This window comes from Acidocella sp. MX-AZ02 (genome assembly GCF_000306035.1).
Taxonomy (GTDB): domain Bacteria; phylum Pseudomonadota; class Alphaproteobacteria; order Acetobacterales; family Acetobacteraceae; genus Acidocella; species Acidocella facilis.
The window spans coordinates 55,598-72,373 of sequence record NZ_JH976208.1 but is presented as its reverse complement, the minus strand read 5'-3'; the positions used below and the strand labels follow the sequence as shown (position 1 = coordinate 72,373).

The 16,776-nt window shown below is 64.0% G+C and carries 13 protein-coding genes, 1 pseudogene and 1 riboswitch; of the genes and pseudogenes, 8 read left to right on the top strand and 6 right to left on the bottom strand.

What is annotated here, in order from left to right; all coding sequences use genetic code 11:
• Positions 1-163: 163 nt before the first annotated feature.
• Entirely contained in the window at positions 164-892 is a 729-nt protein-coding gene (locus tag MXAZACID_RS08570; protein ID WP_039885232.1) for a FadR/GntR family transcriptional regulator, read from the top strand.
• A gap of 66 nt (positions 893-958) precedes the next feature.
• Positions 959-1,870, top strand: a complete 912-nt coding sequence (gene kdgD, locus MXAZACID_RS08565) for a 5-dehydro-4-deoxyglucarate dehydratase (RefSeq protein ID WP_008493867.1) — start codon at positions 959-961, stop codon at positions 1,868-1,870.
• A gap of 6 nt (positions 1,871-1,876) precedes the next feature.
• Here kdgD and MXAZACID_RS08560 read toward each other — a convergent pair whose 3' ends face one another.
• Positions 1,877-2,500: an FMN-binding negative transcriptional regulator gene (locus MXAZACID_RS08560; RefSeq protein WP_008493866.1), complete on the bottom strand. Its 624-nt coding sequence runs from the start codon at positions 2,498-2,500 to the stop codon at positions 1,877-1,879.
• 180 nt (positions 2,501-2,680) lie between these two features.
• A riboswitch (guanidine-I (ykkC/yxkD leader) is annotated at positions 2,681-2,790 on the top strand.
• Positions 2,791-2,906: 116 nt separating this feature from the next.
• Here MXAZACID_RS08560 and MXAZACID_RS08555 point away from each other — a divergent pair.
• The 4 genes from MXAZACID_RS08555 to atzF are packed head-to-tail and all read left to right on the top strand — an operon-like array spanning position 2,907 to position 9,561.
• A complete protein-coding gene (locus MXAZACID_RS08555) occupies positions 2,907-3,689 on the top strand; it encodes an urea amidolyase associated protein UAAP1 (protein ID WP_008493865.1) in 783 nt (260 codons plus the stop codon).
• Positions 3,686-4,300: an urea amidolyase associated protein UAAP2 gene (locus tag MXAZACID_RS08550; RefSeq protein WP_008493864.1), complete on the top strand. Its 615-nt coding sequence runs from the start codon at positions 3,686-3,688 to the stop codon at positions 4,298-4,300. Before MXAZACID_RS08555 ends, MXAZACID_RS08550 begins: the two co-directional genes overlap by 4 nt.
• 3 nt (positions 4,301-4,303) lie before the next feature.
• Entirely contained in the window at positions 4,304-7,780 is a 3,477-nt protein-coding gene (locus tag MXAZACID_RS08545) for a 5-oxoprolinase/urea amidolyase family protein (protein WP_008493863.1), read from the top strand.
• 2 nt (positions 7,781-7,782) lie between these two features.
• A complete protein-coding gene (gene atzF, locus MXAZACID_RS08540; protein WP_008493862.1) occupies positions 7,783-9,561 on the top strand; it encodes an allophanate hydrolase in 1,779 nt (592 codons plus the stop codon).
• 30 nt (positions 9,562-9,591) lie between these two features.
• Here the strand turns inward: atzF and MXAZACID_RS08535 are convergent, their stop codons facing one another.
• The 5 genes from MXAZACID_RS08535 to MXAZACID_RS08515 form a co-directional block, all read right to left on the bottom strand.
• Positions 9,592-10,482 carry an ABC transporter ATP-binding protein gene (locus tag MXAZACID_RS08535; protein ID WP_008493861.1) on the bottom strand — a complete coding sequence of 297 codons (891 nt, stop codon included), beginning with the start codon at positions 10,480-10,482 and terminating at the stop codon, positions 9,592-9,594.
• Positions 10,479-11,495, bottom strand: coding sequence for an ABC transporter permease (locus tag MXAZACID_RS08530; RefSeq protein WP_008493860.1), 1,017 nt, complete (start codon positions 11,493-11,495; stop codon positions 10,479-10,481). The genes MXAZACID_RS08535 and MXAZACID_RS08530 overlap by 4 nt, the downstream gene beginning before the upstream one ends.
• Positions 11,495-12,490 carry an ABC transporter substrate-binding protein gene (locus MXAZACID_RS08525; protein WP_008493859.1) on the bottom strand — a complete coding sequence of 332 codons (996 nt, stop codon included), beginning with the start codon at positions 12,488-12,490 and terminating at the stop codon, positions 11,495-11,497. The genes MXAZACID_RS08530 and MXAZACID_RS08525 overlap by 1 nt, the downstream gene beginning before the upstream one ends.
• A 79-nt stretch (positions 12,491-12,569) precedes the next feature.
• Positions 12,570-13,883 carry an NtaA/DmoA family FMN-dependent monooxygenase gene (locus MXAZACID_RS08520; protein WP_008493858.1) on the bottom strand — a complete coding sequence of 438 codons (1,314 nt, stop codon included), beginning with the start codon at positions 13,881-13,883 and terminating at the stop codon, positions 12,570-12,572.
• 72 nt (positions 13,884-13,955) lie between these two features.
• Complete coding sequence (locus MXAZACID_RS08515; RefSeq protein WP_008493857.1) at positions 13,956-14,963, bottom strand: fatty acid desaturase; 1,008 nt, start codon at positions 14,961-14,963, stop codon at positions 13,956-13,958.
• Positions 14,964-15,214: 251 nt separating this feature from the next.
• Between MXAZACID_RS08515 and MXAZACID_RS08510 the strand changes: the two genes are divergently transcribed.
• Positions 15,215-16,153, top strand: coding sequence for a LysR family transcriptional regulator (locus MXAZACID_RS08510; RefSeq protein WP_008493856.1), 939 nt, complete (start codon positions 15,215-15,217; stop codon positions 16,151-16,153).
• Between the two features lie 198 nt (positions 16,154-16,351).
• Positions 16,352-16,776: pseudogene (locus tag MXAZACID_RS08505) on the top strand (hypothetical protein); the annotation flags it as partial.

The following is a 16,776-nucleotide window of genomic DNA, read 5'->3' as shown; positions in this document are numbered from 1 at the left end:
GCTACGCGCCGGCGGCTGGTAGGGCACGGCATATTCATATTATGAATTTTAAATTTTCATAACATAACCCAGCCTCTCCGGCTTGAGCCCCGGCAACGGACATGCGATCATCCCCGGATGGGCGCCGCCCATCCGCGCCTGAATGCAGCCCAAGGTGGACCAGATGAGCCCGCGCCCCAACCAACCCGAACGCCGCACCGGGGAAACGCTCGTCGTACAGATCGCTGCCAAATTACGTGCCGCCATCCAGCAAGGCGGCTTCGCCCCGGGCGACAAGCTGCCCACCGAAAGCCAGCTGGTCAGCGCCCATGGGGTCAGCCGCACAGTGATCCGCGAAGCCCTGGCGAGCTTGCGCACGGACGGGCTGGTGGAGGCCCGCCAGGGGGCTGGCGTGTTTGTTCTCCCCCCGCCCGCCCGGCCAGCACATGGCTTTCAGGGCGTTGATTTTGAACGGCTCTCCTCGGTCATCGAGATGCTGGAGCTGCGCAGCGCGGTGGAGATCGAGGCCGCCGGCCTGGCCGCTTTGCGCCGCGCCCCGCAGCAGGAGGAGCTGATCCTCGCCGCGCATGCGCGCATCGCCAGCCTGGCCGCCGCCGGGGAGGCGACGGCAGGGGCGGATTTCGAGCTGCATCTGGCCATCGCCCAGGCCACCAATAATCACCGCTTCGTGGAATTTCTGGGCCTGATCGGCGAAGCGATGATCCCGCGCCGGGCCTTGGACAAAACCCAGCCGGATGCCGCCACCCTCACCGCGACGCAGATTCATGCCGAGCATGGCAAGATCGTCGAGGCGATTTCCCTAGGCGACGAGGAGGCCGCCCGCGCCGCCATGCGCGCGCATCTGCGCGGCAGCCAGCAGCGCTACAAGGCGGCGCTGCACGGCATGTTGTAGTATTACTATTTACATTTGTATGATGACTAAGCTATGGATCGGCCTTCTTACATCATAAGGTCGTCCATGGAACCGCAAGACATCAAAACCAGGCTGGGTTCCGGCCTGCTCTCCTTTCCGGTCACGCATTTCGACGCGCAAGGCGCCTTCCTGCCGGACAGCTACCAATCCCATATCGAATGGCTCGCCGGCTATGACGCGCCGGTGCTCTTCGCCGCTGGCGGCACCGGGGAATTCTTCTCCCTGACACCAGGGGAAATCCCCGCCATCGTCGCCGCCGCCAAGGAAGCCGCCGGGCAGACCGCCATCGTCTCCGGCTGCGGCTACGGCACCGAAATCGCCATCGAAATCGCCCGTGGCGCCGAAAAGGCCGGGGCGGATGGCATCCTGCTGCTGCCGCATTACCTCATCGACGCGCCGCAGGCCGGGCTTTACGAGCATGTGCGCCGGGTCTGCCAGTCCGTCGGCATCGGCGTCATGGTCTATAACCGCGACAATGCGGTGCTGCGGCCGGATACGCTGGCGCGGCTCTGCGAGGCCTGCCCCAATCTGGTCGGGTTCAAGGACGGCACCGGCGATATCGGGCTGGTCCGCGAGGTGACGGCGAAGCTGGGCGACCGGCTGACCTATCTCGGCGGCATGCCGACAGCGGAATTATTCGCGGAAGCCTATCTCGGCGCCGGCTTCACCACCTATTCCTCGGCGGTGTTCAATTTCGTCCCCGCGCTGGCGATGAAGTTCTACAAGGCGCTGCGCCAGGGCGAGCGCGCGGCCTGCGAAAAAATCCTGTTGGAATTCTTCTATCCCTTCATGGCCATCCGCGACCGGCAGAAGGGCTATGCCGTCTCCGCCATCAAGGCTGGGGTGCGGCTGCAGGGCTTCGCCGCCGGCAAGGTGCGCAGCCCGCTCTGCGACCTCACCGCCGAGGAGGAGGCGATGCTGGACGCGCTGATCGCCCCGTATCGCCGGCGGGGCTGAGCCCCTTCATGCCGGGATGAAGGGCGCCGCGGCGCGGTCCGCCGCGTCCGGGCTGTCGCGCAGCGCCGCCGCCACGCCGTTGCGGTCGGCCGCGCTGCGGTTCTGGCTCATCTTGCGCTTGCCGGTCAGCTTCGTGATCGGCAGCCGCAGCCCGACGATCCCTTTGAGCTGGGCGCGGATGAACGCCTCCGGCGCGTCGCTCACCGCCCAGGGCTGGGCGCGCGGCGCCTCATGCCGGGCAGTCAGCCGGGTGACGACATCCAGCAGGCGCTGCGGGTCGTCGAAAAACTCCACCGGCCCGTGCGCCTGCACCGTGATATAGTTCCAGGTCGGCACCACCTTGTGATGCTCCTGCTTGGAGGGATACCAGGAGGGCGAGATATAGGCCTCCGGCCCCATGAAAATCGCCAACGCCTCGCCGGTCACCTTCAGGTGCCATTGCGGGTTGGCGCGTGCGACATGGCCATAGAGCGTGCCGTGTTCGCCTTCCTCCGCCGCCAGCAGCAGCGGCAAGGGGGTGGCGAACAGCCCGTCCGGCGTCATTGTCACCAGATTCGCCACGCGGGCGGCGCGCATGGTCTCATGCAGGGCGGCAAGCTCGGTTTCGCGGAAGGCGGGCGGCACATACATGGCGGGACGGCTCCAGGGTGGGAGACGATCATGCCGCAAAATGCCGGGAGACGAAATGGCGGCATTTGCGCCAGGGTGCCCAGAAATGCGCCGCGCTCTGCCCGGCACGCCCCCGCCGCTGCCAGCGCCGGCCCTGAAACCGCGCCCGCTTGATTTCGGCACAATCTTTGCTTTACCTTTTTCGAAGGCCGCTAGGGTTCCGGCCGGGCAAATGCCCGGCGCTGGTCCGAGAGCGGCGGTCATGCGGGAGACATCCGCATGATGCACGGCGGGACAAAAGCCCGGGAGAGCATGGATGCGTGGGGATACGCGTCGGCTCTCCACGTATCCCTCGCATCGCTGAGACGTGACTGTTCAACGATGGGAGTTCATATGACGACCCTGTTCCTGACCGGATGCCGCGCCGATGCTTGACCTCGACAAGCTCAGCCCGGCCGAATACCGCGCCCGCTACGAAGCCCTGCAGGAAGCCGCCCGTGCCCGCGCCGCCGCCCCGCAAACAGAAGCCAGCTTCCCGGAGATCCCGCCCGATGCGGTGATCGCGCAGGATGTGATTCCGCCCGGCTGGTACGCTTCATTGCGGCTGCGCCGGGGGGCGGCGCTGCGCCTGACCAATATCGCGGGCACGCCCGGCGCGGCTTTGTTCATCTGGAACGAAGCCGACCCCTCCGAGCGCTTCAACGCCGGCGACACCACCAAGCTGCAATGGACCACCAACCTGACCACCGGCCGGGTGCTGTTCTCGGATATGGGGCGCGTCCTCGCCGCCATCACCGCCGATAGCGGGGCGGGGCATGACAGCATCATCGGCCCCAACGGCCCGGCGCAGACGCAAGGGCGCAACGGGCGGGATAATCTGCGTTGCGGCGCCGCCAAATTCGGGCTGTCGCGCCGGGATCTCGCCCCGGCGCTCTCACTGTTCTCCCCGGTTGGGGTGGATGCGCAGGGTGTGATGCGCTGGCGCGGCAACCCGCCCGCCGGCGCCATGCTCGAGCTGCGCGCGGAGATGGATCTGCTCCTCGTCCTCTCCAACACCCCGCATGCGCTCAGCCCGGTGCAGCAGGCGACCGGCCCGCTCGCCTACACCGCCTGGCGCGCTGGCGCGCCCGGCCCGGACGATCTCTGCCGCCATTTCACCGCCGAGGCCGCCCGCGGCTTTGCCAATAATGATCGGTATTTCGCGCAATGACCCTGATCTCAGACCAGTTCGTGCCCGCCCGCGCCCCCTATTCGGTGGTGCTGAAACAGGGCCAGACCATGCGCATCATCGATCTGGAAAGCCAGCAGGCGGTGGATGCGCTGTTCTACAACGCACAGGATACCAGCGAGCGCTATTCGGCGCAGGACACGCTGGCCGCACAGGCCCTGCAAGGCGGGCGCTACGACCTGACCACGGGCGCCGTGCTGCGCTCCAACGAGGGCCGGCCGATGGTGACACTCACCGCCGATAGCTGCGGCTTTCACGATAGCTGTGCCGGGGCCTGCTCGTGTGAGAGCAATATCGTGCGCTTCGGCTATGAAACACGCTTCATGCATTCATGCCGGGAGAATTTCCTCACCGAGCTGGCGAAATACGGCATGGATAAGCGCGACCTGGTCTCCAACGTGAATTTCTTCATGAATGTGCCGATCCGCCCGAATGGCGAGCTGACGGTGGATGACGGGGTTTCCAAACCTGGCGGGTATGTCGAGTTCATCGCGGACATGGATGTGCTGGTGGTGATCTCCAACTGCCCGCAGGTGAATAATCCATGCAACGGCTTCACCCCCACGCCGATTCAAATCCTGATCAACGGCTAGACGATGTTCAGCAAAATCCTCATCGCCAATCGCGGCGAAATTCTGGGCCGGGTTTGTCGCACGCTGAAGCAGATGGGCATCGCCAGCGTCGCTGTCTATTCGGATGCGGACCAGTTTGCCCCGCCGGTGCGCGCGGCGGACGAGGCGGTGCATATCGGCCCCGCCCCGGCGGCGCAGAGCTATCTCGATATCGACGCGATCCTCGAGGCCTGCCAGCGCAGCGGCGCGCAGGCCGTGCATCCCGGCTATGGCTTCCTCTCCGAGCGGGTGGAATTCGCGGAGCGGCTGGAAGCGGCGGGGATCCGCTTCATCGGCCCGCGCCCCGCGCATCTGCGTGATTTCGGGCTGAAGCACACCGCCCGCGCCTTGGCCAAGGCCGCTGGCGTGCCGATGCTGCCCGGCACCGGCGTGCTGACCAGCCGCGAAGAGGCGCTGGCCGAGGCCGCGCGCATCACCTACCCGGTGATGCTGAAAAGCAGCGCCGGGGGTGGGGGCATCGGCATGGTGCTGTGCGAGGACGCGGCGGAGCTGGCCACGCGCTATGACAGCATCGCCCGGCTCGCCGCCAATAATTTCGGCAATGCCGCCTTGTTCCTGGAAAAATACGTCGCCCGCGCCCGGCATGTGGAGGTGCAGATTTTCGGCGACGGCAAAGGCGGCGTGGTGGCGCTGGGCACGCGCGACTGCTCCTTGCAGCGGCGCAACCAGAAAATGGTCGAGGAAACCCCGGCCCCCAACCTGCCTGATGCGATCCGCACCGCCATGGAGGAGGCCGCCATCGCGCTGGCGGCATCGGTACATTATGAATCCGCCGGGACGGTCGAATATGTTTACGATGCCGAGGCGCAGAGATTTTACTTCCTGGAGGTGAATACACGCCTGCAGGTCGAGCATTGCGTGACGGAGGAAATTTATGGAGTCGATCTGGTCCGCTGGATGATCGAACAGGCGGCGGGGGGCTTCGTGCTGCCGTCCCCGGCGGAACTGAAACCGCAAGGTGCGGCCATCGAAGTTCGCTTATACGCCGAAGCGCCCGGCAACCAATTCGCCCCATCCAGCGGCCAGCTGAGCGCCTTCACGCCGCCGCCCGGCCTGCGCGTGGAAAGCTGGGTGGAAACCGGCACGGAAATCACCCCTTTCTACGACCCGATGCTGGCGAAATTCATCGCCAAGGGGGAGAGCCGCGCCAGCGCGCTCGCCACGCTGCAAGCCGGGTTGCGGCAGAGTGAAATTTTCGGCGTCGAGACAAATCTGGATTATCTGCGCGCCATCCTCGCTTTGCCCGCCTTCGCGGCTGGCGAGATGACGACGCGCAGCCTGGCGGATTTCAGCTTCACCCCGCTGGCCGTGGAGGTGCTGGACCCCGGCGCGCAATCGAGCTTGCAAAGCCTGCCGGGGCGGTTGGGCTATTGGGAGGTCGGCGTGCCACCGAGCGGGCCGATGGATGATCTCCACCACACCCACGCCAACGCGCTGCTCGGCAATGCGTTTGACGCGGCCACGCTTGAGCTCACCCATACCGGGCCGAGCTTGCGCTTTCTCAGCGCGACGCGGATCGCGCTCTCCGGTGCCAATATGCCAGCGCTTCTGGATGAGCAGCCGGTGGCCTACCATTGCGCCGTGGAGGTGCAGGCCGGGCAGGTGCTGGAGCTGGGGATGATCGACGGTCCGGGCCAACGCACCTACCTCGCGGTGTCCGGTGGCTTCAAGGCACCGTCCTATCTCGGCAGCGCCGCCACCTTCACGCTGGGCGGTTTCGGCGGCACCACCGGCGCCGCCTTGCGCGCCGGGGATATTTTGCATTTTCCCTCGCCTTTGCCCGCGCCAACCGAACCGCCCCCCGCGCCGGCGACATTGGCGCGCAGCTGGACTCTGGCCGTGCGTTATGGCCCCCACGGCGCGCCGGATTTTTTCACCGATGACGATATCACCACACTGTTCCACGCCACCTACGAGGTGCACCATAATTCCGCGCGCACCGGGGTTCGGCTGATCGGCCCCAAACCCGCCTGGGCGCGGCGCGATGGCGGCGAAGCCGGTCTGCACCCCTCGAATATTCACGACAATGCCTACGCGGTCGGGGCGATCGACTTTACCGGCGACATGCCGATTTTGCTGGGGCCGGACGGACCTTCGCTGGGCGGCTTCGTCTGCCCGGCGGTGGTGACGAAGGCGGATCTCTGGAAGCTGGGTCAGCTCAAGCCCGGCGACAAGGTCCGCTTCGCGCGCGTGGATTCCGCCCCCGCGATCATCGCCGCCAGCCAGGATGTCGTTATCCGCCGCGCCGGGGATGAGGATGTGCTGATCGAATTCGGCGAGATGAAGCTGGATTTCGAGCTGCGCCTGCGCGCCCAGGCGCTGCGTGATGCGCTTGCGGCCAGCGCGCTGAAGGGCGTTATCGATCTGACCCCGGGGATCCGCTCCCTGCAGATCCATTTCGATTCAGAGCAGACCGATACGGCAAAAATCATGGCGGCGGTGCGGGATATTCTGCCGCAGCTGCCGGATCCTGAAGCGATGGAGATGAAAACCCGCACACTCTGCCTGCCGCTTTCCTGGAATGACAGCCAGGTGCGGCTGGCCATGCGCAAATATCAGGAGACCACACGCCCCAACGCGCCCTGGTGCCCGGACAATATCGAATTCATCCGCCGCATCAACGGGCTTGAGGATATCGAGGCGGTCAAGCGAATCATTTTCGACGCTTCCTACATCGTGCTGGGGCTGGGCGATGTCTATCTCGGCGCGCCGGTGGCAACACCCTATGATCCCCGGCATCGCCTGGTCACCACCAAATATAATCCCGCGCGCCCCTGGACGCCACAAAACGCCGTCGGCATCGGCGGCGCCTATATGTGCGTCTATGGCATGGAAGGGCCGGGCGGCTACCAGCTTTTCGGCCGCACCATCCAGGTCTGGAATACCCATCGCCAGCCGGCCCCCTTCGAAGACGGCAAGCCCTGGCTGCTGCGCCATTTTGATCGCATCCGCTTCCGGGAGGTCTCCGAAGACGAATTGGAAGAGGCCCGCGCTGGCTTCTTGCACGGCAAATATCCGCTGCAGATCGAGGAAAGCAGCTTTTCGCTGCGCGCCTACCGGGAATTCTGCGCGCAGAATGCACAGAGCATCGACGCGTTTCAGACGCGCCAGCGCCGTGCCTTCGCGGTGGAGCGTGAGGATTGGGCTGCAAAGGGGCTGAACTCGTTTGAGGAGCCGGAGACGCCCCCGGCGACGGAGGAAGCGCCCTTGCCGCCAGGCGCGCGCGCCATCGCCGCGCCGGTTCCAGGCAGCATCTGGAAAATCCTGGCCGAACCGGGAGCGCAGGTGAAACGCGGAGATGTCGTGATGATTCTTGAATCCATGAAAATGGAGGTACGGGTTGAAGCCAGCACGGCCGGCCGCCTGACCAGCCTGACCGCACGGCCAGGCCAAATTATTCGCGCCGGGCAACGCCTCGGCATCATCACCACGGAGTCCTGACGATGATCCCTGAGCTGCTTGAATTTCCCACCCTGCGGAGCGCCTACGCCAGCGGGGCTTTGACCCCGACCATGCTGGTGAAAGCCCTGCTGGCGCGCATCGCCACGTACCCGGACAAGGCGGTGTTCATCAGCCTGGTGGCGGAGGAGGAACTGCTGGCACAGGCCGCCGCGCTGGAGACTGGCGGCGCGGAGGGCAAGGCGCTTTACGGCATTCCCTTCGTTGCGAAAGACAATATCGACGTCAGGGGCATCCCGACAACCGCTGGCTGCCCGGCCTTTGCCTACACACCGGCGCAGGATGCCGTCACCATCGCGCGGTTGCGCGAAGCGGGGGCGATTCTGCTCGGCAAAACCAACCTGGATCAATTCGCGACCGGCCTGAACGGCACCCGCTCACCCTACGGCGCGCCGCGCTCAGTGTTCAACCACGCCTACATCTCCGGCGGCTCCTCCTCGGGCTCTGCGGTGGCGGTCGGCGCCGGATTGGCAGCGTTTTCGCTCGGCACGGATACCGCAGGGTCCGGCCGGGTGCCCGCCGCGTTCAATAATCTGATCGGGCTGAAGCCGACAATCGGCCGCCTCTCCGCGACCGGTGTGGTGCCGGCATGTAAAAGCCTAGACTGCATCTCGGTTTTCGCCAATTCATCCGCGGATGCGATGGCCGTATTGGACGCCGCACAAGGTTATGACGCGCAGGATGCCTATTCCCGCCCGCCCGCATCCCACAGCTTGCCGCAACGCCCGCGCCTTGGCGTGCTTGCTGCCAAGGACAGGGATTTCGCCGGGGACGATGAGGCCGCTTCGCTCTACGACGCCGCTTTGGCGCAGGCGTTGGCACTGGGCTGGGAGTTGACCGAGATCGATTACGCGCCGTTCCGCACGATCGCCGCCCTGCTCTATGGCGGTGCCTTCGTGGCAGAGCGGACCGCCGCCATCCGGGACTTCCTGCGCGAGCATGCAGCAGAGATGCTTCCGGTCGTGCGCGGCATCGTCGAAGGCGGGATGAAGTTTTCCGCTGCCGACGCCTTCGACGATATCTACAAGGTTCAGGCCCTGCGACATCTGACGAATGTCGAGCTGGCAAAATGCGATGCCTTGCTGCTGCCCACGGCACCTACCTGCTTCACAGTGGAGGCGATGCTGGCCGAACCGGTCAAGCATAACTCAACCCTTGGCCTCTATACGAATTTCGTAAACCTACTGGACCTAGCCGCAATTGCGCTGCCCGCCGGTTTCACCGCAAACGGCATGCCGTTTGGCGTGACGCTGATCGGCCCGGCCTTCTCGGAAGCCTGCCTCTGCGCCTACGCGGACAAACTCCATAAAGCGCTGGGGGCTGGGTCCGGGCTGAGCCGTGTCCAGCCTTGCGGCACCTACGAAGCGATGACGGATGAGGTAACGCTGGTTGTCGCCGGCGCGCATCTCTCGGGCATGGTGTTGAACCATGAATTGACCAGGCTCGGTGCCCAACTGATCCGCCCGGCCCGAACCGCCCCCGACTATAAATTATTCGCCCTCGCCACCACGCCGCCGAAACCCGGGCTGGTGCACAGCCCCGGCTTCGCAGGCACTGGAATCGCTGTCGAACTCTGGCGGATGAACGCGCGCGCGCTCGGTGAATTCCTTGCCGCCCTCCCCGCCCCCATGGGCATCGGGCGGGTCACCTTGGAAGATGGCTCGACGCATCCTGGCTTTCTCTGTGAAGCCTACGCGTTGGAAGGTGCCGAGGATATTACCGTGCATGGCGGCTGGCGCGCCTACCGCTCTTCCTTGTCCTGAATAAAAAAGGCCGGTTCGCACCGGCCTTTTTTATTCCACCTCGTCGCTGACATCCGTCAGCAGCGGCACGGCCGGGTAGGGCTCATCCTCATCCGCCGCCTCCTTGCCGTGAATCAACGCTTCCAGCCGCGCCTTGGTGGCGGCGAAGGCGGGGCTTGCGATCTGCGCGGCATCGCGGGGGCGTGGCAGCGGCACCTCGATCATTTCCCGCAAGCGCCCCGGATGCGCATCGAGAACGAGAATCCGGTCCGCCAAAAACACCGCCTCATCGAGATCATGGGTGATGAAGATAATTGTTATATCGACCTTTTTCCATATCTCCAGCAAATAGGCCTGCATGCGCTGGCGGGTCTGCGCGTCCAGCGCCGAGAAGGGTTCGTCCATTAACAGCACACGCGGACGATTGACCAAGGCGCGGATGATCGCCACACGCTGTTTCATGCCGCCGGAGAGTTGATGCGGGTAGGCATCGGCGAATTTTTCCAGCCCGACGAGCGCCAGCCATTCATCGGCCTGGCGTTGCGCCTCAACCTTGCCGACACCGGCCATGCGCAACCCGAACATCACATTCCGTCGCACGCTGAGCCAGGGGAACAAGGTATAGCCCTGGAACACCATGCCCCGCTCGCGGCCTGGCCCCTGTACCGGCTTGCCATCGAGCGAGACCCAGCCTTCACTCGCCGTATCCAGCCCCGCCAGAATCCGCGCCAACGTCGATTTACCGCAACCGGAAGGGCCGATGACGCAGAGGAATTCCCGCCGATGCGTCTGGAAAGATAAATCCTCGATCGCGGTGACGTTGTTTTTCCCGCTGTTGAAGCGCTTGCTCATGCCATCGACGCTCAATATCACGTCGCGGGCCTTCAGCCGTGCAAGCCGCGCCTGCACCTCTGGCGGTTGATCGAGATAGGAAACGCTCATGCGGCTGACTTGTCCCATGGAAAGAGTTTTCGGCCGAGCGCGGCCAGCAACAGATCGCCGCCAAGCCCCAGAATGCCGATCATCGCAATCGCCGCATAGACATTCGCATAATGCTGGTAGCGCGATTGCTGGGTGATGAAGAGAGAAATCCCGGACGTGGCGCCGATCAGCTCCGCGACGATCAGATAAGTCCACGCCCAGCCCAGAAGAATCCGCTGGTCACGATACAGATCCGGCAGCACGCTGGGGATGATCACGCTGGTCAGCAGCCGCAAATTACGCGTCCCCAGCGTCAAAGCGGCTTCCACCAAGGCGAAATCGGCCTTGCGCGTCGTGTTGGCGATGATCAGAATCTGCTGAAATAATGTGCCAATGACGATGATCGCGATCTTCGGCCCGGCATAGATGCCCAGCACCGCAACGGCCAACGTGCCGAAGGCCGGTGCCGGGAGGTAGCGGAAGAACTCGACAAACGGCTCAACCAGCCGCGCCAACCCGCTATGCGCCCCACATAAAATACCCAGCGGCACACCGATGATGGAAGAAATCACAAAGCCCCAGAAAATCGTCTGGATGCTTTGCCAAAGGCTTTGATGCAGCCAGAGCCCGTTCTGATCGGCCGGCGGCGTGGTGAAGGAGGTGTAGAACGCCGCCGCAACGTCACCGGGCGCGGGCAGATAGACCGGATTGCACGGCGTACCTACCGGTGGCGCGGTATGGTTGGTCTTCGCCGCCGCGAGTTGCCCGGCATAATCGGCCTTGGTCACCCGCATGCCCGGCATGTAGTAATCGACATCGCCAGGATCCGAAATCAACACGTCCGGATGCCAGATGAACGGCACGTAGCTGACCGCTGACCAGACCGCGAGCGGCAACAGAAACGAGGCAATTGCCAGAAAAATGCGCAAGCGTCGCGTCAAAGGCGCGCGGACGCGGAACCATTGCCCGCGCACCAGATCACCCGTCTCGGAGGCGGCCGGCTTCACGGCCGCGATCTCCGAGCGATCCAGCATCAATTCCCCTCCTTGTAGGCGTCGATCAACGACCCATTGATGTACAGCTTCACATCCTGCGGGGTTTTATAAACCTTATTGCGTACATTGAAGGCATCGGAATTTTCGTCGGAGCCGTACACGGAGTTCAGGCCGGTGCCGGGCACGAAGGCGGCCTTTGCCTCGGCCAAGCTGAGAAGATGCGTGCCCTTGACGTAGCGCTGATAGATCTGCGGCGACACGCCATCGCGCGCGGCCATGATCTTGAGCGCATCGGCATGCGTCTTCGGATCGTTGATATAGGCCAGAATGCGATACCAGACCTTGATTACCTTCGCCCAATCCTGCGGCCGTGCCGCCAGGCTTTGCGGCGATACCGCCAGACCGTCATAGATCAGCCCAGGCGCCTGCGCGGAGGTATAGATCGCCCTCGACCCCGGCACGGCCAGGCGCGCCTGATCCGCGATCGGCTGCCACAAGCCGATCGCCGCCACCGCGCCGGAGGCCAGAACCTGCGGCGTGCTGTTGGTCACCGTATTCACCAGCTGCACCGAATCCAGCGACATGCCATTGGCCTGCAAGGCGTGCTCCAGCAGCATCTGTTCCAGCAGCCCAACCTCGACGCCAACCTTCTGTCCCTGCAATTGCTTGACGCTGGTGATGCCGGGCTTTGCCAGAATCTGGTCATTGCCGCTGGAATAATCGGTCAGCATGATGAGCTGATTTTTGGTGCCGTTTGCGCCGAGCGCCAGCGCATCGCCGGTTGCGAGAAAATCGCCATCCAACTTGCCTGCGGAAAAGGCATCCAGTGACGCGGAATAATCAAACCATTGCATCTGCACATCAACGCCGGCTTGCTTGAACCAGCCTTTATCGACGGCGATCTGCCAGCCGGTGAAGCCCGGCCAGTCACTGAAGCCGATGCGCAGCGGCGTTTCGGCCTTTGCCGGCAAGCTGGCCAGCAGCGAGAGCGCCGCGGCGGAGAGAAAGGATGCAAATTTGGTCGCCCGTTTCATGGATACCCCTCAGATGGAGATCAGACTCTGCAAAAGACGTTACAAAAACAAAGACAGTGCAAGAACGATGCCAGACTGTTTAGAATTCCAAAAGATTATCGCGGAGCAGCTGGTGCTTGTAGGCGGTGCGCACGCAGCCCAGCCTCTGCAGCTCCGGCACCAGCCCGTCCGCCACTTCCACGAGATAGCGCCGCCCGACGCGCAGCACCGGCGTGGTGATCAAAAACCCGTCGCCGCCGACCTCTTCCATCACCTCGCGCATCCGCAGCGCGACGGATTGCGGCGTGCCGATCAGCTCAACCGACGAGACCATGCCGCCGGCGCCATCCACAACCAGTTCGCGCAATGTCTTGCCCGATCCCCATTGCTGGAATTTATCGAGCGAGCCCTGCTCGCCATTGGTCGTCAGCTTGCCCGGCAACGGTTCATCCAGCGGGAATTGCGCGAAATCGATATCGGTGATCGCCGAGATCGAGGCCAGCATGTCGTCGATGAAATGCGGCGCGCTGTGCTGGCGCCGCAGCCGCTCGCGCGCATCCTGCTCGGTATCGCCCAGCGCCGGCGTGACGCAGAACATCACCTTGATGCTGTCCGGGTCACGCCCCATCGCCGCCGCGCGGCTGCGAATATCGTCGCGAAACGCCTTCATCGATTCAACCCCGTTGGCGACGGAGACGATCGAGTCCGCGTGCTTGGCGGCGAAATCCCGCCCCCGTGGCGAGGCCCCGGCCTGCAGATAAACCGGGCGACCCTGCGGAGAGCGCACCGTATTCAGCGGGCCGCGAACCTTGAAGAATTTACCTTCATGGTTGATCGGATGCACCTTGTCATGATCGGCATAGATGCCACGCGCGCGGTCGCGCAGCACGGCACCCTCCTCCCAGCTGCCGAAGAGCTTGCCCATCACCTCCATATATTCCTCGGCCATCTCATAGCGCAGCTCACGCGGCGGCAATTTATCCAGGCCGAAATTCTGCGCGGCGAGATCTTCCGCGCTGGTCACCACATTCCAACCGAAGCGCCCGCGGGTCAGGCTGTCGATGGTGGAGGCCAGCCGCGCCATCAGGAAGGGCGGGTAGGCCAGGGTGGACATGGTGGCGATCACGCCGAGATGCCGCGTGGCCATGCCCATCGCCACCGCCAGCGGCGCGGGGTCGTGCTTGGGCGCCATCACCCCGCCGCGCAGGCCTTTTTCCCGCGAGCCGCCATAGGTCTCCGAGACCATCAGCTTGTCTTCGATCATGATATAATCGAAGCAGGCACGCTCCAGCGTCTGCGCCATCTCGATATAGAATTGCCCATCCCAGGGCATGCCGCCTTGGCCAAAAGGCTCTCGCCATTCATCCGGGGTAAAATTCATGAACCAGCCGAGATGAAATTTTTTCGTACTCATGAGGCTCCTTCGTCGCGCGCGTCAAGAATAACCGGATCGCGCGGCTTGCAGTGAAAAGCTGAGCGCCGCGCTTCAGATGGCGGTGAGAAACGACACCCCGACCGCGCCCAGAAAATCCTGCGCGCGGTCACCGTTCGCGTGCACCTCCCCATAATCGGGGGACATTACGCGTTTGACCCGGTTGCGGTGATAGCTGCCGAAAAGCTGGCGCGCCGTCAGCACCTGGGTTGTATCCGCGCCGTACAGCGTTTCATGCAGTGCCGGCAGCGCGTGCCAGGGTACGGCGGGGCGGGCGTGATGCGCGTTATGGTAGGCGAAATTCAGCGTCAGCAGATTCAGCAGCGGATGCGAGAGCGACAGGATATTGCTGTAGGTATTCTCATGCTCATAGGCCCGGTCACGATTTTTGACGATCATCGGGGAGGAGTTGGAATGCGGCACATAGACATCGAATGTGTGCTGGTAGGCATCCATGAAGCGCAGCACCTGCAGCATCAGCAGATAGGCAACGGCATAGAAGCCCAATGACCAGGGCGAGACCCAGGCCAACGCGCCAAACAACAGCAGCCGCGAGAGCAGCAGCAGGCCGGCGCGCCGGCGCATGGCGTGCGTGCCGCGATATTGGGTGATGATGACCATGCCATGCATCAGCAACTCAACCGCCGGAATATAGGCCCATTCCAGCCCCAGCACGGCGCCCCGCACCCAGCCTGGCGCGCGCTTGAGAATATCCCGGTAATCGAAGGCCGCCACATCCATCCGGTCGGCATGGTGGCGCAGATGTTTTTCCTTCAGCCCGGCATAGGAGGCAAAGCAGGCGCCGGTGATCCAGGCCATCACTTCGCCCGCCTGGTCGTTGCGGCGCATTTTGCTGAACACCGCCCCATGCGCGCATTCATGGATGAAATAGGCGCAGATCACGAGGCCATGCGCCAGCAGCAGCGTGCCCAGCAGATTGAGTGCCAGGCTGGCGCGGGTGATCAGCACCAGCCCGCCGGCATAAGCGGCGAACGCATAAAAAATGCCGGCGCCATTATAGAGCGCGCCACCAGGGTAGCGGAACAAACGGGTCTGGCTCATGCCGACGCACCGCACGGGGGCGTGGCTTCATCGCGGGCCGAGGGGCGGGCATCATTCATGCTGATCTCCTGACGAGGAATGACCAAAACGGCTAAACAACACTCATTTGCACTTTTTTTGTTCTTTTTGTTCGATGAAGGCCGAGATATCCGCGCGGCCATTCCACAAAATGACTATTTTATATTCGTATCTACTCAAATCCGGCTCGTACATAGCTTGATATGCCCATTTACTTTCCGTATCAGGAAAGAATGTCCCGCCCCTCCGCCCCCTTCAGCGGCAATCTTGGTGATGTCGATCTTCGCCTGCTGCGGCTGTTCGCCACGGTCGCCGAGGCGGGGGGCTTCACCGCGGCGGAGGCGGAACTGCAGGTCGGGCTATCGACCATCTCCAAGCAGTTGAAAGCGCTGGAAACCCGTCTGGGGGTGACGCTGTGCCGGCGCGGGCGCGGCGGGTTCGCGCTGACCGATCAGGGGCGTTCGGTGCTGGTGGAGGTCCGCCAGCTGCTCGGCGCGCTGGATGGGTTTCGCGAGCGGATGAGCAATATCCACACCGAAATCGGCGGCGAGCTTAATCTCGGCATCATCGATACGCTGATCACCGACCCGCATTTCCGCCTGCCGCAGGTTCTGGCCACCGCCAAAAGGCGGGCGCCACGGGTGCAGATCAATATCAGCGTCGATCCGCCGAACCTGCTGGAAAAGGCGCTGCTGGAGGAGCGGCTGCACGCCGCCATCGTGTCCGTGCGCCAGCGCCTGCCGGGGCTGACCTACCGGTTTCTCTATGCCGAGCAGAATAATCTCTATTGCGCCGAGCCGCATCCGCTCTACCGCTATTGCCCGGACGAGGTGCCGACGGACATGCTGATGGGCTGTGAAGTGGTCGGGCGCAGCTATGCCGAGCAGGACGAGGCCCGGCAGCTCGCCAGCGGCCTGGTGCGCAGCGCCACCGCCAATGATGTCGAGGGGGTGGCGCTGCTGGTGCTCACCGGCCGCTATATCGGCTATCTGCCGGACCATTATGTGCGCGCCACCCGCTTCGGCTTGCCGCTGCGCGCGGTGCTGCCGGCGCGGTTCGGCTATCTGGTGGAATTCGAGCTGGCCACCCGGGCGCGCGGCCATGTCTCCCCGGCCTCGCGCAATTTCCTGGCCGAGCTGGGCCGCGAATATGAGCTGGCGATGGGTGGCTAGGCCTGTATCGGCCCACTCTGTTGCCGTTTCAGTCAAGTACGCTTCCCGAAATCGTCCTTTTTGCCGCGCGCGCGGCTTGCCTAAGCTTCCGGCATGGCAGCTTGCGACCCATCCGTTTCGGCCACGCCCCGTACGCGCCCGCACTGGCACGGTCTATGGACACGCTCCCTCCTGGTCGGAGCGGATGGGCAGCGCGATGTGAGCAGCGCGGTCTCCTGGCTGCAGGGGCCCGAACTATTCGTGGATCTGCGCCAGCCCGCCGCGCGCCCTGGCTTCTGCCTGGTGCCAGGCTTCGCGCAGCTCTCCATCGCGGCCGAAACCTGGCTGGCCGGCCAGCAGGGCTTCGCCGGCAGCTTCCACGTGGCCCAAAACCGCGCCACCTGGCAGCGCGAGATCGACTACCAGCCGCCAGGGCCGACGCCGGATGAAGGCACCCTCTCCTGGGAGGGCAAAACCCTGGTCGAGACCGGGCTGCACAGCCCCTATCTGGAACATTGGCACGAAGCAGCGCAGCCGAACCACCCTTGCGCGGCGCTGCGGCTGCGCGCGGCGCAAACCGGGCAGGCGGCGATTCTGGTGCGCACCGGGCCAATATTCATGCTGGCGCGCGGCCGCGCGCCGGG